The organism is Aeromicrobium sp. EU05-FHT14F07 (assembly GCF_058790455.1).
Window position 1 is genome coordinate 30,771 of sequence record NZ_JBYTCR010000003.1, and the last position, 18,316, is coordinate 49,086.

At 70.6% G+C, this 18,316-nt stretch carries 19 protein-coding genes; 4 read left to right on the plus strand and 15 right to left on the minus strand.

From position 1 onward, the window contains the following. Positions 1–118 precede the first annotated feature (118 nt). The 10 genes from AC3WRM_RS03990 to AC3WRM_RS04035 are packed head-to-tail and all read right to left on the minus strand — an operon-like array spanning position 119 to position 10,767. Positions 119–625, minus strand: coding sequence for a hypothetical protein (locus tag AC3WRM_RS03990; protein WP_492249521.1), 507 nt, complete (start codon positions 623–625; stop codon positions 119–121). After that, positions 622–1,248: an Rv1363c family protein gene (locus AC3WRM_RS03995; protein ID WP_492249520.1), complete on the minus strand. Its 627-nt coding sequence runs from the start codon at positions 1,246–1,248 to the stop codon at positions 622–624. The genes AC3WRM_RS03990 and AC3WRM_RS03995 overlap by 4 nt, the downstream gene beginning before the upstream one ends. Continuing rightward, complete coding sequence (locus AC3WRM_RS04000; RefSeq protein ID WP_492249519.1) at positions 1,245–2,438, minus strand: MlaD family protein; 1,194 nt, start codon at positions 2,436–2,438, stop codon at positions 1,245–1,247. The genes AC3WRM_RS03995 and AC3WRM_RS04000 overlap by 4 nt, the downstream gene beginning before the upstream one ends. Further along, the gene (locus AC3WRM_RS04005; RefSeq protein WP_492249518.1) at positions 2,438–3,766 is read right to left on the minus strand and encodes an MCE family protein; all 1,329 of its coding nucleotides are present in this window, start codon (positions 3,764–3,766) and stop codon (positions 2,438–2,440) included. Before AC3WRM_RS04005 ends, AC3WRM_RS04000 begins: the two co-directional genes overlap by 1 nt. Then, entirely contained in the window at positions 3,763–4,764 is a 1,002-nt protein-coding gene (locus AC3WRM_RS04010; protein ID WP_492249517.1) for an MCE family protein, read from the minus strand. The genes AC3WRM_RS04005 and AC3WRM_RS04010 overlap by 4 nt, the downstream gene beginning before the upstream one ends. Continuing rightward, positions 4,761–5,798: an MCE family protein gene (locus tag AC3WRM_RS04015; protein WP_492249516.1), complete on the minus strand. Its 1,038-nt coding sequence runs from the start codon at positions 5,796–5,798 to the stop codon at positions 4,761–4,763. The genes AC3WRM_RS04010 and AC3WRM_RS04015 overlap by 4 nt, the downstream gene beginning before the upstream one ends. Then, a complete protein-coding gene (locus tag AC3WRM_RS04020) occupies positions 5,795–6,808 on the minus strand; it encodes an MCE family protein (protein ID WP_492249515.1) in 1,014 nt (337 codons plus the stop codon). Before AC3WRM_RS04020 ends, AC3WRM_RS04015 begins: the two co-directional genes overlap by 4 nt. Further along, the gene (locus AC3WRM_RS04025) at positions 6,805–8,106 is read right to left on the minus strand and encodes an MCE family protein (protein WP_492249514.1); all 1,302 of its coding nucleotides are present in this window, start codon (positions 8,104–8,106) and stop codon (positions 6,805–6,807) included. Before AC3WRM_RS04025 ends, AC3WRM_RS04020 begins: the two co-directional genes overlap by 4 nt. Beyond that, positions 8,103–9,005, minus strand: coding sequence for an MlaE family ABC transporter permease (locus AC3WRM_RS04030; protein ID WP_083516164.1), 903 nt, complete (start codon positions 9,003–9,005; stop codon positions 8,103–8,105). The genes AC3WRM_RS04025 and AC3WRM_RS04030 overlap by 4 nt, the downstream gene beginning before the upstream one ends. A 1-nt stretch (position 9,006) precedes the next feature. After that, the gene (locus AC3WRM_RS04035) at positions 9,007–10,767 is read right to left on the minus strand and encodes an ABC transporter permease (protein ID WP_492249513.1); all 1,761 of its coding nucleotides are present in this window, start codon (positions 10,765–10,767) and stop codon (positions 9,007–9,009) included. Positions 10,768–11,076: 309 nt separating this feature from the next. Between AC3WRM_RS04035 and AC3WRM_RS04040 the strand changes: the two genes are divergently transcribed. The 3 genes from AC3WRM_RS04040 (at position 11,077) to AC3WRM_RS04050 (ending at position 13,134) form a co-directional block, all read left to right on the plus strand. After that, the gene (locus AC3WRM_RS04040; protein WP_492249512.1) at positions 11,077–11,424 is read left to right on the plus strand and encodes a DUF6907 domain-containing protein; all 348 of its coding nucleotides are present in this window, start codon (positions 11,077–11,079) and stop codon (positions 11,422–11,424) included. A 74-nt stretch (positions 11,425–11,498) separates the two neighbouring features. Further along, a complete protein-coding gene (locus tag AC3WRM_RS04045; RefSeq protein ID WP_492249511.1) occupies positions 11,499–11,711 on the plus strand; it encodes a helix-turn-helix domain-containing protein in 213 nt (70 codons plus the stop codon). Positions 11,712–11,886: 175 nt separating this feature from the next. Continuing rightward, positions 11,887–13,134 carry a PucR-like N-terminal domain-containing protein gene (locus tag AC3WRM_RS04050; RefSeq protein ID WP_492249510.1) on the plus strand — a complete coding sequence of 416 codons (1,248 nt, stop codon included), beginning with the start codon at positions 11,887–11,889 and terminating at the stop codon, positions 13,132–13,134. Positions 13,135–13,305: 171 nt separating this feature from the next. Here the strand turns inward: AC3WRM_RS04050 and AC3WRM_RS04055 are convergent, their stop codons facing one another. From AC3WRM_RS04055 to AC3WRM_RS04070, 4 genes are all read right to left on the minus strand, one after another. Beyond that, a complete protein-coding gene (locus tag AC3WRM_RS04055; RefSeq protein ID WP_492249509.1) occupies positions 13,306–13,698 on the minus strand; it encodes a hypothetical protein in 393 nt (130 codons plus the stop codon). Between the two features lie 321 nt (positions 13,699–14,019). Continuing rightward, positions 14,020–14,670, minus strand: a complete 651-nt coding sequence (locus AC3WRM_RS04060) for a hypothetical protein (protein ID WP_492249508.1) — start codon at positions 14,668–14,670, stop codon at positions 14,020–14,022. 84 nt (positions 14,671–14,754) lie between these two features. After that, positions 14,755–15,390, minus strand: a complete 636-nt coding sequence (locus AC3WRM_RS04065) for a hypothetical protein (RefSeq protein WP_492249507.1) — start codon at positions 15,388–15,390, stop codon at positions 14,755–14,757. 180 nt (positions 15,391–15,570) lie between these two features. Further along, positions 15,571–16,206, minus strand: a complete 636-nt coding sequence (locus tag AC3WRM_RS04070; protein WP_492249506.1) for a hypothetical protein — start codon at positions 16,204–16,206, stop codon at positions 15,571–15,573. Positions 16,207–16,585: 379 nt separating this feature from the next. Between AC3WRM_RS04070 and AC3WRM_RS04075 the strand changes: the two genes are divergently transcribed. After that, positions 16,586–17,629, plus strand: coding sequence for a hypothetical protein (locus AC3WRM_RS04075; RefSeq protein ID WP_492249505.1), 1,044 nt, complete (start codon positions 16,586–16,588; stop codon positions 17,627–17,629). A 39-nt stretch (positions 17,630–17,668) separates the two neighbouring features. On the opposite strand, the gene AC3WRM_RS04080 is transcribed toward AC3WRM_RS04075, so the two are convergent. Further along, a complete protein-coding gene (locus AC3WRM_RS04080) occupies positions 17,669–18,106 on the minus strand; it encodes a hypothetical protein (RefSeq protein WP_492249504.1) in 438 nt (145 codons plus the stop codon). Between the last annotated feature and the right edge of the window lie 210 nt (positions 18,107–18,316).

Consider the following 18,316-nt stretch of genomic DNA (forward strand, 5'->3'; position numbering starts at 1 on the left):
CACCCGCCGCTCCCCCTGCGCCGAGCCCACCCCGCGAACACTTCGCCGGTCGAGCGGCAGCGACGGATCGAGACCACCCGGCAACAGCCCAGCGCGACTCGACCCCCGGCGGCAGGGGTCAGAGGGGGCGCAGGCCGGTGACCTGCCAGGTGCCTGCGGACGACTTCTTCGCCGTCACCGACAGCTGCGCGGCGGAGACGTTGGCCTGGTCCTCGCCTGCGCGACGGCTGGACTGGTCCACGTACACCAGCAGCTCCGCATGGTCGCCCTCCAGCTCGGTCACCCCGGCCGTGCTGACCTTCGCCGTGAGTACCAGCTTCTGGCCGGGGGCCTGCTTCTGCAGCGCGGCGAACAGGGTGTCGTACTCCTGACGGGCCTTGCCGGCGAGCAGGGCGTCGGCGGACTGCTCCGTGGGCGTCGGGTCCGCGTAGTCGTAGGTGAGCACGCGCTCGAGCGCGACGGCCACCTGCGACTGCACCTGCGACGTCTCCTTCGCGTCGACGAGCGCGCGGTTGGCGGCGGCCGGACCCGACGTGAGGTCGACGTACTGCCACCAGCCGACTCCGCCGGCGACGAGGGCCAGCAGCGACACGACGACCACGGCCGCCCGCCTCGCGCCCCTCACGAGAGCTCCACCGCGAGCTGCTGGAGGTCGCTGACCTTCCACGTCCCGCCCGAGCGGACGAGGGTCGCCGTGAACCGGTTGCGCTTGACGACGGGCTCCGCGTCGGCGTCCTTCGCGTCCCGCACCGTCGTCTCGACCGACGCGATCACCTCCGCGGTGTCGCCGTCGACGTCGAGGACGGCGGCGTCGACGACCTTGCCGCGCGACTCCTTGCCCTGGTCGGCGAGGAGCTGGCGGTCCTGCTCGTCCAGCCCCGAGAACTGGTCGTGCAGGGTGCCGGTGGTGACCGCCTTCCAGCTGTCGAGCCCGGCCTTCACGTCGGCGGAGTCGAGGCTGTTGAGCGTGCCGATGTCGCTGGTGGCGCGGATGAGCACGGCGTCGCGCGTGCGGGCCAGCTGCAGGTCGTCGCTGTGCGCGGCGCTCCACCAGGCCACGGAGCCGCTCACCGCGACGGCGAGGGACACGGCGAGCAGCACCCAGCCCAGCAGCCAGCGACCTCGCGGCTGCTCGTCCGACGTCGGCGGACCACCGCCGTCGGGCACCTCGGCGTCGCTCGTCGCCCCCTCCATGGCACCGTCTCCCCCCGTGCTGCCACGCTCGGCCAGCGCAGTCGTCCTGCTCATCGTGCACCACCCATCAGGTCGGCCAGCGAGTCGGCCATGCGGACGTCGGCGCGCACGAGCCGGCCCTCGGCGTCGCGGCGGGGCGCGGGACCCAACCGGCTGGGGACGTTCTTCGGGCCTCGGACGTTCGACGACCCGGCGCCCGAGCGGCAGCCCGCGTCGCGGTTGAACGACTGACCCGACGACGTGTCCGTGCCGCGACGTGGGGTCGTGCCGCCGTAGCCCGTCGTGCACGGCAGCGGGGAGAAGTAGGACTGCGAGAGGGCGAGGTTGATCCCCCGGGAGCCCGTGATCGTCCAGCCGATGCTGAACGCCCTCGGCGCGGTGACCAGCGCGTCCTGGACACCGTTCGCGTTGATGCCGAACACCTGCGCCGGCGTGACCAGGTTGGCGAGCACGACGCCGAGAGGGCGGCCCACCTCCTGGAAGAGGGTGTCGATCTCGCGCGCCGCCGCCGGGGTGTTGTCGATGAGGGTGCGCAGGTCGCCGTCGGACGACTCGAGCGTCGCGGCGATGGTCGACAGGTCCGCGCTGAACGAGCGGATGCTCTGCGACGACGCCTCCTGCGTCCGCAGCACCCGGTCGGAGTTCTCGATGAGACCGCGGGTGACCACGAAGTTGCGGTCGGCGGCCTTCTGGAACCGCTGGGAGCTCTCCAGCAGCGAGCCGAAGTCGAGCGCGACCCCCTGCGTCGCGTCGTAGCCCTCGTCGATCACCGACGTGAGCGCCTCCTTCGGCACCGAGCCGACGAACTTCTCCCCCGACCGCAGCAGCGTGTCGATGTCCGGCGGCTGGGACTCGGCCCCGGCACTCAGCCGGTCACCGTTCTTCAGCGCCGCGCCGCCGGCCGTCCCGCCCTGCAGGTCGACGTACTGCTCGCCGATGGCGGAGCGGTTGACCACCTTGGGGCTGGCGTCCGCCGGGATGCGCGGCGCGCCACCCTCGATGGACATCGTGATCCGGACGCCGTCGTCGGTCGGGTCGAGCTTGTCGATGCGCCCGACGGGCACGCCACGGTAGGTGACCTGCCCGTTCTCGAACGCCCCTCCCGCGGCGGGCAGCGTGGCCGTCACCGTGTAGCCCGTCGAGAACGGGTCGAGGCCGACGTACTTGAGGCCGAGGTAGGAGGTGGCGAGCAGCCCGAGGACCACGAACGCCACGATCTGCGCCTTGATGCGTCCGGTCAGCATCACTGCTCACCCTCTCGCGGGCTGGTGGACGGCGTGGCCGACGACGACGCCGAGGGCGACGGGGTGGGCGTGCGGTCCGGGGTGGGCACGGTGGCACTCGGCACCGGCATCGACGGCCTCGGGGAGCCCGGGGCCGGCGACGACGTCGGCGGCAGCAGACTCGGCGGCGCCTCGTCGGGCTCCTGGTCGTCGCCGTCCCCGCCTGCGGCGTCGCGCTGGCGCTGGAGGAGCTGCTGCGGGTCGAGGGCCTTCCCCTGGCCGCTGACGGAACCACCCTTGGGGTAGTTCGGGTCCTCGACCTGCGGCCACGCGCAGCCGGCGGCCTGGCAGCCGGCCGGGAGCGTGCGGAAGTTGGTCTCGACGAAGACGTTCAGGTAGTCGCCCTTGATGGCTCCGAGCACGGAGTCGGGGAACGGGTAGGTCAGCAGGATCTCGAGCGACTCGGGCAGGTCGCGGCCGGAGCGGGCGAGCTGGTCGAGGATCGGGTCGAGCGCCTTCAGGTCGGCGACGATGTCGTCCTGGCTCCTGTCGAGCACGTCGACCGTGACCGTCGACAGCCGGTCCAGCGACGACAGCATGGCCACCAGCTGCTTGCGCTGGTCGACGAGCACCTGCATGCCGGGCGACAGCCCGTCGAGGGCGTTCGCGATCTTGTCCTGGTCGGCCTGGAGGTTCTTCGACAGCCGGTTGAGCCCGTCGAGCGCCGCGGTGATCGACTCCTTGCGGTCGTCGAGCGTCGTGACGAACTGGTCCATCTGCCGCAGGAACGCGCGGATCTCCTCGGGGCGACCCGTCGAGACCTGCTGCAGCTCGCGGGAGATCTCCTGGAACTGGCCGATGCCACCGCCGTTCAGCACCATCGACAGCGAGCCCAGCACCTGCTCGACCTCCGCGGCCTGCGACGTGTCGGCCAGGCCGAGCCGCGTGCCGTCGCCGACGGGAGCACCGGCCTGCGGTGTCTCGGGCCGCACGAGCGCGACGTACTTCTCGCCGAGCAGCGACGTCTGCTCGAGCCGGGCGACGGTCCCGGCCGGCAGCTGGGCGTCGCGGTTGACCAGCAGGGTCACCCGCGCGCTGCGGCCGTCGGGGTTGAGCCGGATGCGGTCGACCCGTCCCACGGCGACGTCGTCAACCTTGACGCTCGACTGCGGCACGAGGTCGAGCACGTCGTCGAAGTCGGCGGTGATGTGCATCGGCCGGGAGCCGACGTCGGCACCGCCCGGCAGGGGCGTGTCGTAGACGCCCCCGCTGAGCATGCCGCAGCCCGAGAGCGTGGCGAGCCCGGCCGCCGCGACGGCGACCGCGAGCCGGCGCGTGAGCCGCCTCATCGGTTCGTCCCCGGCAGGAGGGTGGGCGCGTCGCCACCGGGCGCCCAGATAGACGCCTCGTTGAGGTTGCCGCGGCCGGTCAGGGCCTTGCGCTGGGGGTCGTAGGCGCGCAGGAAGTTCTGCAGGACCAGCGGCACGAGGCGCACCGTCTCCTCCAGCGCCTGGCGCTGGTTGACGAGCACCCGCGTCGGGCCCTGCAGGTTCTCGACGCTGGTGCGCAGCGCGCCGCGGTTGTCGCGGATGAAGTCGTCGACGATCGCGAGCGCCTGGCCCAGGTTGTCGATCGCGGCGGCGAGGTCTCCGCTGCTGTCGGCGAGGTAGTCGTTGACCTCGGCGAACTGCCGGTTGACGTTGGCGACCGACGTGTCGTTCTCCACCAGCATGTCGTTGAACTCCTTGACGTTGCCGATCGTCGCGAAGAGGTCGTCGCTGGAGTCGGCGAGCGTGCCCGACGCGTCGCCGAAGTCGCTGATGAGCTGGTTGATCTTGGTGCCCTGGCCGCGCAGGTTGCGGTCGGCGACGTCGAGGAAGCGCGACAGCGCACCGTCGCGGTTGGCGCCGTCGGGGCCGAGCTTCTCGCTGACGTCGGTGAGGCTGGCGTAGAGGTCGTCGATCTCGACGGGCACGGCGGTGCGGTCGATGGGCAGCACCGAGCCGTCCTTCAGCTCCGGGCCGGAGACGTGCGGCTTCGTCAGCTGCACGAACCGGTCGGACACGAGCGTGGGCGCGACGATGACCGCGGCGGTGTCGGCGGCGGCCGCCTCGCCGTGGTCGAGGCGCATCGTCACGGTGACGCCGGCGGGGCCGGGGTCGACGCCGGTGACCTTGCCGACCGGCACGCCCAGCATCTGCACGTCGGAGCCGACGTACAGGCCGACGCTGGACTCGAAGACGGCCTTGACGGTGGTGCGGTCGCGGTCGGCGGTGGCGCGCCAGCCGACGGTGGCCACGACGGCGAGCGCCACGACGACGGCGAGCACGAGGCTGCGGCGTCTCACTGGCCCCCTCCCTTCCTCGGCTTGCAGTCCCGGACGACGTCGTTGCGCAGCTCGGGGCTGCCGGAGGAGTCGAACAGGCCGCAGATGTAGGAGTCGATCCACGGGCCGTTGCCGGTGGCCGACGCGAGCGTGCGGTAGTAGGGGGCCAGACGTCGCAGCGACGCCTCGAGCTGGCCCTGGTTGGCCTGGAGGATCCGCGCGACCTGGTCGAGCTTGGCCAGGGCGGGACGCAGCTGGGCCTCGTTGTCGCGGACCAGTCCGACGAGCTGGGTGCCGAGGCGCTTGGTGCCGTCGAGCAGGGCCTGGACGGTCTGGCGCCGTGCCGCGAGCTCGTCGAGGAGCGCGCTGCCGTCCTGCAGCAGCTTCGAGAACTCGGCGTTGCGGTCCTTGAGCGTGCCGCTGACCTCGCGGGTCGACTTCAGCAACCGGGCGAGCTCGTCGTCGCGCTTGGCGATGACGCGGGAGAGGTCGGTCAGTCCGGACACCGACTCGCGCACGGCCTTCGGCGTGTCCTGGAAGGCGTCGGACAGGACGTCGAGGCTCGTCTCGAGCTGGTCGGTGTCGATGGCGCCGATCGTGTCGGACAGGTCGGAGAACGCCGCGTTGACGTCGTAGGGGGTGCTGGTGCGCTGCAGCGGGATGGGGCCGTCGAGCTCGCCGGCGCCGAGCGGGTCGACCGCCAGGAACTTCTGGCCGAGCGTCGTCTTGACCTTGATCGCGGCGCGTGACTGCGGACCGATGCGCACGCCCTTGGCGCGGAAGGTGACGAGCACCGATGCGCCGTCGAGGTCGAGGTCGGTCACCTCGCCGACCTTGACGCCGGCCACGCGCACCTCGTTGCCGGGCTTCAGGCCGCCCGCCTCCGCGAACCGCGCCTGGTGGGTGGCTCCGCCGCCGACGACGGGCAGCGCCTGCGCGTTGAACGCCAGCAGGAACACGACGGCCATGACGGTGAGCCCGACGACCGCGATCCACACGCGGTTGCGCTCGCCGAACGCGGTCGGGAACGAACGGGCCTTGCGGGACGGGCTCATGCGGTGCACCTCTTCGCGACCGGCTTGGCGCCGAGGTCGCCGAAGTAGCCCTCGGGGCGCGGGATGACGCCGGTGATCTCGCACTCGTAGAAGTTGATCCAGGACCCGTAGGACGCGGTGCGGCCGATCCGGTCGAGCTTGACGGGCAGGCGCGCGAAGAACGTGTTGAGCGTGTCCTCGGCGTCGGCCAGCTGCGCCGACAGGTCGCCGAGCGAGCCGATGGACGCCTTGAGGGGCTGGCGACCCTCCTCCAGCAGGTCCGAGACGCTCGTCGTGAGCCGGCCCATGCCGTCGAGGGTGTCGCCGATCGTCTTGCGGTCCTCGGCGAGCCCGGAGACGAGCTGCTGGAGCGTGACGATCGTGCGGTCGAGCTCGTCGGTGCGACCGTTCACGGTGTCGAGCACCTGCGTGAGGTTGTCGATCAGCTCGCCGATCACCCGGTCCTTCTGCGCGAGCGTCGACGTGAGGCTCGCGGTGCTCGACAGCAGACCCTCCACAGTGGCGCCCTCCCCCTGGAAGACGGCGATGATCTGACCGCTCAAGGCGTTGACGTCCTTCGGGTCGAGGAACTGCATGAGCGGCTGGAAGCCGTTGAACAGCATGGTCAGGTCGAGCGCGGGACGTGTCTCGCGCAGTCCGAAGGTGTGGCCCGCGGGCAGCGAGCCGCCCGTGCTGGTCTCCGGCGGCTCGAGCGAGATGTAGCGCTGGCCGACGAGGTTGCGGAACCGCAGCTGCGCGATCGTCCCCCGCGGCAGACGGACCGCGTCCTGCACGGTGAACTCGACCCCGGCGACCCGGTTGTCGCGCACGCGCACGTCGGTGACGGTGCCGACCTTGACGCCGGCCATGCGGATGTCGTCGCCGCGGTTGAGGCTGGTGGCGTCGGAGAACACGGCCGTGTAGCGGCTCGTGGAACCGGGCGTGGAGTTGCGGATGGTGCCCGCGAGCATGACGGTGGCGAGCACCGTGACGACGGTGAACACCACGCTCTTGACGATCGTCGCCCTCATCGCAGCTCCACCTCCGTGCCGCGCAGCGTCGGGCCGACGAGCAGGCTGGCCCAGCGCGGGTAGTCGTCGGGGCTCATGCCCTGGCTGGGTCCCATGAGCTCGGCGATCAGCTGGTTCTCGGCCGGCGAGTTCGCCTCGTCGAGGCCCGGCGACGCGACGGCGGACGCGCGGGTGTCGTAGGCGGGTGGCGCGATCGCGGCGGGCTGGGCGGACGCCTTCGCCGCGCGGGGCGCGGAGCCGGTGGGCACGTAAGGGCAGGACGGCGTGCCGCCGCCACCGAAGCGGGGCGTGTCACGACCGGGCTGGTAGCCGCTGCGTGGCGGGCTGACGTTGAGCACGACCTTCAGGCCCGGTTTGCTCGTGCCCTTGCCGAGCGCCTTGTCCATCCGGGGGATGAACTGGCGGGCCGAGCGCAGCAGGCACGGGAAGGTGCGGGCGTACGGCGCGGCGGCCTCGAGCGCCTTGCGGCTCTCGCCGGACAGGATCTCGATCGTGTTGGCGTTCGACGCCACCCAGCCGCGGCTCTCGTCGGCCGACGCGATGACCCGCTGGTACACCTCGGTGAGCGCCGAGCCCTTGTCGACGAGGGTCCCGGACGTGGTGGTCAGGTCGTCGAGCGCCGTCAGCAGGTCGGGCGCGGCGTCGGCGTAGGTGTCGGCGACGGTGGCGAGCCGGCCGAGGTCCTCGGTGAGCAGGGGGACGCTCGGCTGCAGGCGCTGCACGTACTCGCCCCACGCCTGGAGCGTGTCGCCGAGCTCGCCGCCGCGGCCGCGCAGCATCGTGGCCAGCTCGTTGAGCGTGGCCTGCAGCTTCTCCGGCTGGATGGACTTCAACAACGGCAGCAGCTCGTCGAGCACCTTCTGCAGCTCGATCGCGTCGGACGAGGCGTCCTGGTGGATCGTGGCGCCGGCCTGGAGGTGGTCCGCGGCGGAGGCCGAGGTCGACTGCAGGTCGACGTACCGCTCGCCGAAGAGCGTCTTGGGCAGCAGCCGCGCCGTGGTGTCGGGCGAGAGCCGCTTCAGCACGTCGGGCTTGAGGGCGAGCGTGAGCACGGCGCCGTCGGGCGCGGTGCTGATCTTGGCGACCTCCCCGACCGGCACGCCGTGCAGCTTCACGTCCGAGCCCTTCTGCAGGGCGTTGCCGACCGAGTCGGTGCGCAGCTCGACGTCCGAGCGCGGCACGAACGCCCGGTTGTAGGCCAGCACCGCCCCGCCGACCAGGGCGACGACGACGAGCCCGTAGGTGAGCCCGAGCAGCACGTCGACCCAGCGGGGTGCCTCGCGACGGCGCGCGCTCATCCGGCGATCCTGACGGTCGTGGTGGTGCCCCAGAGCGCCATGGAGAGGACCAGGTCGAGCACGGCCACCGTGACGATGCTGCGACGCACGGCCGTGCCCACCGCGATGCCGACGCCGGCGGGCCCGCCGTGCGCCGTGAACCCGAGCCGGCAGTGGATGAGGATGATCAGCACCGCGAACACCAGCACCTTCGCGAACGACAGCAGGATGTCGATCGGCGGCAGGAACAGCGAGAAGTAGTGGTCGTAGGTGCCCGCCGACTGCCCGTGCAGGTACACCGTGACCATGCGCGCGCCGAAGTACGACGTGAGCAGACCGATGACGTAGAGCGGGATGATGGCGATGAATCCCGCCACCACGCGCGTGGTGACGAGGTACGGCACGCTGGGCACCGCCATCACGGTGAGCGCGTCGACCTCCTCGTTGATGCGCATGGCGCCGAGCTGGGCGGTGAACCCCGAGCCGACCGTGGCCGACAGGGCGAGCGCGGCGACCAGCGGCGCGATCTCGCGGGTGTTGAAGTAGGCCGAGATGAAGCCGTTGAGCGCCGACGTGCCGATCTGGTCGAGGGCCGCGTAGCCCTGCATGCCGACCACGCTGCCCACGAACAGGGTCATGCCGAGCATCACGCCGATGGTGCCGCCGATGACGGCCAGGGCCCCGGAGCCGAAGCTGACCTCCGAGAGCAGGCGGAGCACGTCGCGCGGGTAGCGCTTGACCGTCGCCGGGATCCAGGCGAGCACGCGACCGTAGAACCGCAGCTCCGCACCCGCGGAGGCGATCGCGTCGAGCGGGCGGTCCCACCAGCGGGGCGGGCGGTCGTCGACGCCGAGCTCGGCGAGCGTCGGCTCGGGACGCGGTGCGCGGGCACCGGGACCCTGGGCGGGCGTGAGGGTCATGTCAGGCTCCCTTGCCCGGGACGAGCTGCAGGTACAGCGTCGTGACGACGAAGTTCACGAAGAACAGCAGCAGGAACGTGATGACGACCGACTGGTTCACCGCGTCGCCGACGCCCTTCGGCCCGGGCGCCGTGTTGAGGCCGCGGTGGCAGGCGACGATGCCGGCGATGAAGCCGAAGATCACGGCCTTGAGCTCGCCGACCCACAGGTCGGAGATCTGCGCGAGCGCGGTGAAGCTGGCGAGGTAGGCGCCCGGCGTGCCGCCCTGGACCATGACGTTGAAGACGTAGCCGCCGACCACGCCGACCACCGACACCAGGCCGTTGAGCAGGACGGCGGCACCGATGCAGGCGAGCACGCGCGGCACGACCAGTCGTTGCACGGGGTCGACGCCGATGACCCGCATCGCGTCGATCTCGTCGCGGATGCGCCGCGAGCCGAGGTCGGCGCAGATGGCCGCCCCGCCCGCGCCGGCGATGACCAGGCTGGTGACGATCGGCGCTGCCTGCTGGACGACGGCCAGGACGCTGGCCGCGCCGGTGAACGACTGCGCGCCGACCTGCACCGTCAGCGTGCCGAGCTGGAGCGCGATCACGGCACCGAACGGGATGGCCACGAGGATCGCGGGGATCCAGGAGACGCTCACGACGAACCAGAACTGCTCGAGCGTCTCCCGGGCCGAGAACGGACGACGGAACGTGGCACGCGTCGCGTCGAGCGCGAGGGCGAACACGTCGCCTGTCGCGGTGAGGGAGCGGGTGACCGCCCCCGACGTCGGGGTCGCCTCCGCTCGGTGGGTGTCGTCGTCGTCGGCGACGTAGAGGGGCGCGTTGCCGGCGCTCACCCGCTCGCGGTGCCGGACCGAGCTGGGCCGCGCCACGCCCGAGCGCGGCTCGAGCTGACGAGGCAGCACCTCGATGGCGCGGGCGCCCCCGCCGCGGATCGGCCCGCCCGGCCCGTAGTCGACGGGCTCGTCGAACAGGTCGATGGTGCGGTGGTCGTTCTCCTCGCTCATGCCGATCGGACCCTCGGGGTCGCCGCTCATGAACTGGCTGACGACGGGGTGGTCGGTGAGCAGGAACTCCTCGCGCGGCCCGAACATGACGAGCTCGCGGCGGTAGAGCATGCCCAGGTTGTCGGGCAGGGTGCGCGCGAGCTCGATGTTGTGCGTGACGACGAGCATGGTCGCGTCCGTCGCCGTGTTCACGTCCACCAGCAGCTGCGCGAGGTTGGAGGTGCGCACGGGGTCGAGGCCGGAGTCGGGCTCGTCGATGAGGATGATCTCGGGGTCGGTGACGAGGGCGCGGGCGAGGCCGGCGCGCTTCTTCATGCCGCCGGAGATCTCGCCGGGGACCTTGTGCTCCGTGCCGAGCAGACCGACCATGTCGAGCCGGTCGAGCACGACCTGGCGGATCTCGTCCTCGCTCATGCGGGTGTGCTCACGCAGCGGGAAGGCGACGTTGTCGTAGACGTTCATCGAGCCGAACAGGGCACCGTCCTGGAAGAGCACGCCGAACTTCTTGCGCAGCTCGAGGCGGTGGGCCTCCTTGACCGAGACCATGTCGACCCCGTCGATGAGCACCTCGCCGCGCTCGGGGTCGACGATGCCCATGAGCGACTTGAGGAACACCGACTTGCCGGTGCCGGACGGGCCCAGCAGCGCGGTGATCTCACCCGGCGGCAGCGTGAGGGTGACGTCGTGCCAGATGTTCTGGCGGCCGAAGGTCTTGGTCAGCCCCCGTACCTCGACGCTTCCGCCCATGGTGTCCTCGTCCCTCCGTCGACCGTCCGCGGGACGCGTGCACGATGCGTCCAACCGTGGTGACCGTAGGTGTGTCGTGCGCCACCCCGCCAGGGCCGCACCCCGTCGAGAGCAAACTTCACCTTTTCGTAACCTTTGCTTGTCAGGTGCGTGACAACTTTCGATCGCACCCGCCGTCGCCGTCACCGACCGGTCCGCATCCGCTACCCATGAGTCGCAGGATGGAGGCGATGCGGACGCAGGTCCGGTGTCCGCAGCGACGCCTAGCGTTCCTCGTGTCCCCACCGCGCGACCGACGAAGGGAGCTGCATGCCCGGCGACCGACCCGAGCGCCCCAGCTGGCTGCACGAACCCTGTCCCGCCTGGTGCGCGACCGCGCACGCCGAGGACGACCACCCGGACGACCGGCACCACGACGGCGTCCCGGTCCACGTCCCGGTCGTGCTCGCCCGCCGCACCGCCGACGACCCCACGCCGCACCCGACGCACGGCGAGGTCTGCGTGGTCCGCACCCGACGCTGCCACGACCCCGAGGAGTGGATCGTCCTGGAGGAGTCAGGTATCGCCCGCCTCGTCCTCGACCCCGCCGGTGCGCGCCGCCTCGCGGCCGCCCTTGCCGCCACGGATCCCGCGCAGGCTGATCGCGAGCGGGAGTGAGTCGCGCGCCTCCGACGCCACGCGCTACTCATCCGTCTGTCGACCGATGAGTCGCACTGCGACACGCTGCCTGCGTGAGCGAGTCACTGCAGCACGTCGTCGGGCAGCGCCTGCGTGCGCACCGCAAGCAACTGGGACTGAGCCAGGAGAAGCTGGCCGACCAGCTCGGCTACCACCGCACCTACCTCGGATCGGTCGAGCGCGGGGAGCGCAACCTGACGCTCGTCAGCCTCGAGCAGCTGGCCGAGAGACTCGGCGTCGACCCGCTCGACCTGCTGCGTCCCTGACCCCTCCCGTCGACCCCTCTCAGGAAGTTGTAACCCGCGTCACAACTTCCTGACCGATTCGTCCCCTCCCCCTCCTCGACCCTGGACTCGTCGCGGCACGATCCGTTGACTGACGCTCGAGGGAATGGTCCGAGCGCCCCCGCACTGCGCCCGGACACGAGCAAGGGGGAGACACATGACAGCACTGACCCACCACGGCTCCGACAGGGAAGCCACCCGTACGTCCACCCGCACCAACCTGCGCGAGTCGCTGGGCCTGCCGCTGCTGCCCGCCGACGTCGTCGCCGCCTACCGGCCCCGCTCGGCCGAGCTGACCCGGCGCATCGTCGAGCGCATCCGCAGCGAGGTGGCCGGCTTCGCCGCCCAGGGGGACCCGAAGATCCACCTGGGCATCGACGAGGCCATCCGTCGCGCCGTCGAGCTGTTCGTCGACACCATCGCGGGAGCCCCGACCCAGGGCACCGAGGTGTTCACCTTCTACCAGTGGGTCGGCAGCTACCAGTCGACGGCGGGGTTGAACCTCGACGCGATGCGCGCGGCCCACCAGATCGCGACCCAGGAGTCGTGGACGGACCTGCAGCTCGCGGCGAGCGAGCTGGGCCAGTCGGCCGAGGTCGTCGGCGCGCTCGGCGCCGGCCTGCTCGCCTACCAGAAGCGGCTCTTCGAGCACGCCGTGCGCGGGTTCGCCCGAGCCAGCGCCCGCGCACGCCGCGACCACGACGAGGGCCGCGCGGCCATGCTCGTCGCCCTCCTGCGCGGCACCTGTCCGGCCGAGCTGGAGATGCTGGCGGAGCGATGTTCCTGGACGCTCCCCGACGAGGTCGTCGTCGCGGTCACCCGCGACACCGAGGACACGACGCGGCTCGCCGGCACGTGCACCGGAGCGCTCTCCGGAGTGCAGCACGGCCGGCTCATCGTCGTGGCCACCCCCGACGTCGCGCGCGAGCTCGCCCGCGACGTCGCGCACCGCACCGGCGAGGCGGTGTCGCTCGCGTGGAGCGTGCCGCCGGCCCAGACCCACCTGGCGTGCCGCTGGGCGTCACGCGGGCTGTCGCTCCTGCAGGAGGGCGTGATCTCGGCCCCCGCGGACGGCCTGGTGGAGGTGGAGCAGCACCAGGACCTCCTGTGCACGCACGCCGACCCCGCGCTGCGGCGCCTGCTCGACGAGCGCGAGCTCGCGCCGCTGCTCGCCCAGACCCCGAAGCGCCGCATGGCCCTGGCGGAGACGCTGCTGCTGTGGCTGCAGACGCACCACAGCGCCCCGGCCCTGGCGTCCGAGCTGGGCGTGCACGACCAGACGGTGCGTCACCGCCTGCGTCGCCTGCGCGACCTGTTCGGCTCGCGCCTCGAGGACCCCACCCAGACCGCGACGCTCCTCAACGCACTGGAGTCGAGCATGCTGCGGTGGCGGCGCGCGGTCTGACCGCGCGGAAGGTGGCGCGGGCCCAGGAGGCTGTCGTCTCTCGGCAGATCGGAAGGCGTTCCTGAGCCCGCGCCACCTTCAGGATACCGATGCGTAGCAGCCTGGGAAGCCTTCGTCCACGAGCCATCCTCTAGCTTCGGGCGACAGCTCGTCTCAGCCTGGCCTCAAGCCTCACGAGCCGCTGATGTTGATGGCTCCGTCGGGCGAGGTGAGCTGCAGATTCATGGTGAGGTTCATCGCCTGCCCGTTCTGCACCTGGCCGAGGCAGCCCTTGACCTGGGAGATCACGAGGTTGCCCGTGAAGCCGGACTCGTCGACGGCCAGCTTTTGCGTGGCCTCGTTCAGCGACGCTCGCATGGAACCGCTGACCGTGAAGTCGCAGATCGCGTTCTTTGCCCTGATGGTGACGTCATCGATCCGACCCTGGACGACGTCACTGCTGCCCGACGTGGCCGGACCCGTGACGCGGAAGGACGCCGGAGTGGTGAGTTCGATCAAGATCGAACCATAGGGCCACACGCAGCCCCCGAACTGGAGCGCGCGGATCTGCAGGACGTCGGTCACGCCCGACCCCGAGCTGACGTCCGACACCGGACTCGGCGGGATCGTGGCCTGGGTGCAGCTCCAGGCCAGGATCGGCGATGCCCATGAGACCACCTCGGACGTAGCGGCCGTGATGGAGTGGGATCCCGGCGCAGAGGACCCGCCGACGGCGACCGTGACACTGTTCCCCGTGGCAGCCGCTGGGCCGATGCCGACGGCGAGGGCGAGAAGGGCGCCAGCAACAGCGAGTGCCCGTGGCGAGTTACGCGTGAATGTGATGAGTCCTCCTGGACCGAGAGTGATGATGAAGGTTGCTCCGCGCTTCCGAGCGGCCGCTCGGTCTCAGGAACCGCTGATGTTGATCGCTCCGTCGGGCGAGGTGAGCTGCAGATTCAGGTTGAGGTTCATCGCCTGCCCGTTCTGCACCTGGCCGAGGCACCCCCGGACCTGGGAGATCACGAGGTTCCCCGTGAAGCCGGCCTCGTCGACGCTCAGCTGCTGCGTGGCCTCGTTCAGTGACGCTCGCATCGAACCGCTGACCGTGAAGTCGCAGATCGCGTTCTTTGCTGTGATGGTGACGCCATCGATCCGACCCTGGACGACGTCGCTGCTACCCGACGTGGCCGGACCGGTGACCCGGAAGGTCGCCGGAGTGGTCAGGGCCATCGGCAACGCTCCACCGGGCCACGTGCAACCTTGGAACGGCAGAGCGCGGATCTCAAGGACGTCGGTCAGATTCTGACCCGATCTGACCTCCGACACCGGACTCGACGGGATGGTCGCACCCGAGCAGGACCAGGTGAACGTCTTCGACTCCACCCGGACGGAGCGGGTGGACGCAGCGGCGAAAGCATGCGATCCCTCGGCCACGGAACCGCCGACGGCGACGGCGACGGTGTTGCCCGTCGCACCAGCCGGGCCGATGGCGACGGCGACGGTGACCGCGACGGCCGCGCCCAGCAGGGCGCGGCGGGCGGTGCGTGCGATGGTCATGACGTTCTCCTTCTCGAGCGGTGCCGGAGCAGGTCGGCCCCGCGTCGGAGGTGACGCGGGGCCGATCTGGACGACGGAGCGGGCCTACTCCGCGATGACGCCGTTCGTCACCGTGATGTCGACGGTGTTGCCGGCGCCGGGCACCAGGCTGTTGATCAGCGGGGTGTTGATGCCGCAGTTCTCGAACTTGCCGATCGTGTAGGTACCGACGAGCTCGCCGCCGTTGATGAGATCGAAGCCCTCGTCCGGGCGCGTGCCGACGGGGATGGTCACGGGCGCCTTCGTCTGGCACTTCGAGCCCGCGAACGTCGGGAAGCCGGCGACCTTGATGTTCGACAGCTTCACGTAGTACGTCGCAGTGGAGCTGACCTGCGCCTGCGTCTGCGTCAGGTTGATGTTACCCGTGAGCGGGGCCGCCTCGACGAAGTCGACGTTCGCCTTGACGGGCAGGAAGCCGGCGATCTTGAACTCGGTCGAGGTGCCGGGCAGGGGCAGCGAGCCGGTGAAGTCACCGGTGTCGATGTCCAGGTCCGTGCGCAGCGTGGTGGGTCCGAGCGCGACGTCGGAGTTGGTCTTCGCGATGTGCGAGGTGCCCTGGGCGTCGTAGTTGATCGTGACGATCGTGGCGGCGTGCGCCGCCAGGGGGACGAGCGCGACGGCTGCGCCGGTGGCTGCCACGGCAGCGCGCTTGCGCCAGCGGGCGGTGGGGGTGGTGGTCATGTGTACTCCTTGGGAGGTGGGCGCCCCTGGGCCGCTGCGCGGACCGCGACGCGGAGGTCGAGCCGTGAGTTCTCAGACGTGCTGGGGAGGCGTCGAGCGCGTGCTCCACGCCCCGTGGGGATACGGGTGAGGCCGGGGTTCGCCCGACCCCACCCGCCGTCCCTGGCGAGTCCGTCAGGTTCAGCTGACGTTGATGGCGCCGTCGGGCGACGTCACCTGGAAGTTGCCGGTGAAGTTCGCGGACTGGCCGTTCTGCACCTGGCCGAGGCAGCCGGTCACGTTGGAGACCTTGAGGTTGCCGGTGAACCCGGTCTCGTTGACGCTGAGCTGCTGGTTGGCCTCGTTGAAGCTGCCGGTGGCGGAGCCGGTGACGGTGAAGCGGCAGACGGCGTTCGAGACGACGGCCGTGATGTTCTCCACGTGGCCGCTCACGACGTCGGACGAGCCGCTGGTGGCGGCGCTGGTGCCGTGCAGCTTCCAGGAGCCGCTGGTGGTGACCGTCAGGGCACCACCAGGGCCCGTGCAACCGGTGAAGTTGATCTTGTTGATGGCGGCGATGTCGACCACGCCGGTGCCCGAGGCCACGGTCGAGGCCGGCGACGACGGGACGGCCGCGCTGGTGCAGCTCATGCTGAGGGTGGGGACCGCGAAGCTGAGCGATCCCGTCGACGCAGCAGTGATGTTGTGGGTCCCGGCCGCGGAGCTGCCGCCGACCGCGACGGTGTAGGAGCTGCCGGTGGCGAGCGCCGGACCAGCCGCCGCGACTCCTGCGAGAGCGAGGGCGGCGGTGCCGATGGCTGCGTGCTTGATCTTCATGGTGTTCCTTCCGATCTGCCGATGAGGTCATGTGACCGCGGTCACGACCTCATGGCTCCACAGATCGCCCACTGTCCGCAACACCCCCGCCCCGACGCGGCTCGGATCGGTCGAAAGATTGGCATGCGCGTGACAATTTCTCTCGATCGGCCGCGTCCCGCACCAGCGCGACGATGTCTCCGCGGAGTGAACCGGCGCGACGATGACGACAGCACCGACCGCGGCGCGAGGGGGATGTGATGGTTCTGCGCGTCGCGCCCCGGCCCGGCCCGGAGGATCACCGGCAACTTGTCATGCGGATGACAATCCTCCATCCGGACAGTGCTGCTACGACCCTTCGTGCTTGACCCGCGGGACCACTGACGTCGACGCTGTCGGGATGAGAGTGCGCCTTCCGTTCGCCGTGCTGAGCTGCGCGTTGGCCCTCGTGCTGATCAGCGGTTCCTCCTCCGCCGAAGAGAAGCCCCAGCGACCGGGTACGTGGTATCCCGGTCTGCCCTACGCCGAATGCCGACCCTTCGCGTGGGCGCCCGGTACCTGCGAGAGCACCCCGAACGTGCAGGAGGACTTCACGGGGATGAACGTCATGCAAACGGGCATGACCGGGTCGTCCGCTTCGAAGCAGTGGGCTCGCGTCCCCATCGGCCTCCTAGCCGCCAACTCGGCCTTCACCGTGAGCCAGAACGATGCGGGCGGCAATGACTCCACCGTCGATGTGTGGGCGCACTTCGTCTCCCCCCGAGGCTCTCGTCACAACTACGGGCAGTCTCCACGCATCTCCGTCCGGACGGTCGCCTTCGGCGCGATTCCCGCGACGGTCGTCTTGCAGATCAGCCAGAAGCGGGACAGCTCCGACTTGCCCATCCCGTTCTACCTCCATCTCGTGAATTCCTCGAGAGGCACCACGGAGTTCTACCCGTCGACGGAGTTCTCCGCCACGGTCGACGTGGCGGTGCGATCTGTGGAGGTCGACGGCCAGGATGTACGCCTCGGCGAAGGATGCCTCGCGCCCGACGCGCGCATCGCGACCGCTAGCCGCCCTTCCAGCTTCCCTGTCGGGGAACCCCCGCCGCCGTCGGTGACGGACTTCGATCCGTCGACCAGCTTCGTCGCACTGCAGGGGGGACAGCTCGACGGAACCATCGATGTGCCGCGTTTCCGAGGCTGCACGACCGCCTCCGGTGACGACATCTCCCCTCTCTTGACCACCGCGATCTCCGGTGCGGGCAACCCGCTGTCGCTGAGGATCGGATCTCTCGGCTGCCAGTTCTACGAGGAGGGCACGGGGCGCTCCATCCCGCCGGCGCCCGGCACCTCGCCGAAGACCCTGGGCCCGAAGTGCCCGGACGACCTCAACCAGCCGTACAACCCGCGGATCCGGCCCGTGCCTGAGGAGCTTCCGTTCCCGGACAGGACTCCGTGAGCCAGAGGGTGCGCCCCATCGCATCCAAGCAGGCCACACTTACCTGACCGTGATCACACCGTCCGGCGAGGCGAGGTCGAACGTGACCCGCCAGTCGACCACCCCACCCTCACGGATCTGACCCAGGCATCCGACGACACCGATCTGACGCAACCACCCTGAGCGTCCTCTCTCGACGACCTCGAGACGCTGTGTCGCCTCGTGGAAGCGCACACGGGCCTCGCCGACGACCGAGAACCTGCAGGCCGCGTTCGCATGATCGACCCGCACGTGCCGCAGCACCCCGTCGACGACGTCGGTACTACCTGCCGTCGCGGACCCCGTGAGGTCGAGCTGCCAGGTCCCGACGTGGGTATGGCTGATGACACTGAACGGCCCGCTGCCGCCGGCGCTCGACCCGCCTGGCGCGAGGGCGAACGCACCGGAGCTCGCGCCCGACCGGACCGTCAGGTCGAGGCGTGTGCTGGAGCACGCCATGCTGAGGATGGAACCGCTCGGTTTCTCGTAGACCCACTGAGGGGACGCGACGCTCGTCGCGGTGACGGGGTGGTCGGACGCCGAGACGCTTCCTCCCACGACGACCTCGTAGCCCCCAGCCCAGGCCGGAGAAGCGATGCCCACCGACAGCACCAATGCCGCCGCTGAGACGGCCCGCTTCGTGCACGTGTGCATGAGAAGGTCTCCTCC

Excerpts from the sequence above, each read along its gene's own strand:
- AC3WRM_RS04000 (WP_492249519.1), bottom strand. The coding sequence starts at position 2,438 with ATGCTGACCGGACGCATCAAGGCGCAGATCGTGGCGTTCGTGGTCCTC.
- AC3WRM_RS04050 (WP_492249510.1), top strand. The coding sequence starts at position 11,887 with ATGACAGCACTGACCCACCACGGCTCCGACAGGGAAGCCACCCGTACG.
- AC3WRM_RS04070 (WP_492249506.1), bottom strand. The coding sequence starts at position 16,206 with ATGAAGATCAAGCACGCAGCCATCGGCACCGCCGCCCTCGCTCTCGCA.
- AC3WRM_RS04015 (WP_492249516.1), bottom strand. The coding sequence starts at position 5,798 with ATGAGCCCGTCCCGCAAGGCCCGTTCGTTCCCGACCGCGTTCGGCGAG.
- AC3WRM_RS04060 (WP_492249508.1), bottom strand. The coding sequence starts at position 14,670 with ATGACCATCGCACGCACCGCCCGCCGCGCCCTGCTGGGCGCGGCCGTC.
- AC3WRM_RS04020 (WP_492249515.1), bottom strand. The coding sequence starts at position 6,808 with ATGAGGGCGACGATCGTCAAGAGCGTGGTGTTCACCGTCGTCACGGTG.
- AC3WRM_RS04035 (WP_492249513.1), bottom strand. The coding sequence starts at position 10,767 with ATGGGCGGAAGCGTCGAGGTACGGGGGCTGACCAAGACCTTCGGCCGC.
- AC3WRM_RS04030 (WP_083516164.1), bottom strand. The coding sequence starts at position 9,005 with ATGACCCTCACGCCCGCCCAGGGTCCCGGTGCCCGCGCACCGCGTCCC.
- AC3WRM_RS04025 (WP_492249514.1), bottom strand. The coding sequence starts at position 8,106 with ATGAGCGCGCGCCGTCGCGAGGCACCCCGCTGGGTCGACGTGCTGCTC.
- AC3WRM_RS04040 (WP_492249512.1), top strand. The coding sequence starts at position 11,077 with ATGCCCGGCGACCGACCCGAGCGCCCCAGCTGGCTGCACGAACCCTGT.
- AC3WRM_RS04065 (WP_492249507.1), bottom strand. The coding sequence starts at position 15,390 with ATGACCACCACCCCCACCGCCCGCTGGCGCAAGCGCGCTGCCGTGGCA.
- AC3WRM_RS04080 (WP_492249504.1), bottom strand. The coding sequence starts at position 18,106 with ATGGCGTGCTCCAGCACACGCCTCGACCTGACGGTCCGGTCGGGCGCG.
- AC3WRM_RS03995 (WP_492249520.1), bottom strand. The coding sequence starts at position 1,248 with ATGAGCAGGACGACTGCGCTGGCCGAGCGTGGCAGCACGGGGGGAGAC.
- AC3WRM_RS04005 (WP_492249518.1), bottom strand. The coding sequence starts at position 3,766 with ATGAGGCGGCTCACGCGCCGGCTCGCGGTCGCCGTCGCGGCGGCCGGG.
- AC3WRM_RS04075 (WP_492249505.1), top strand. The coding sequence starts at position 16,586 with ATGAGAGTGCGCCTTCCGTTCGCCGTGCTGAGCTGCGCGTTGGCCCTC.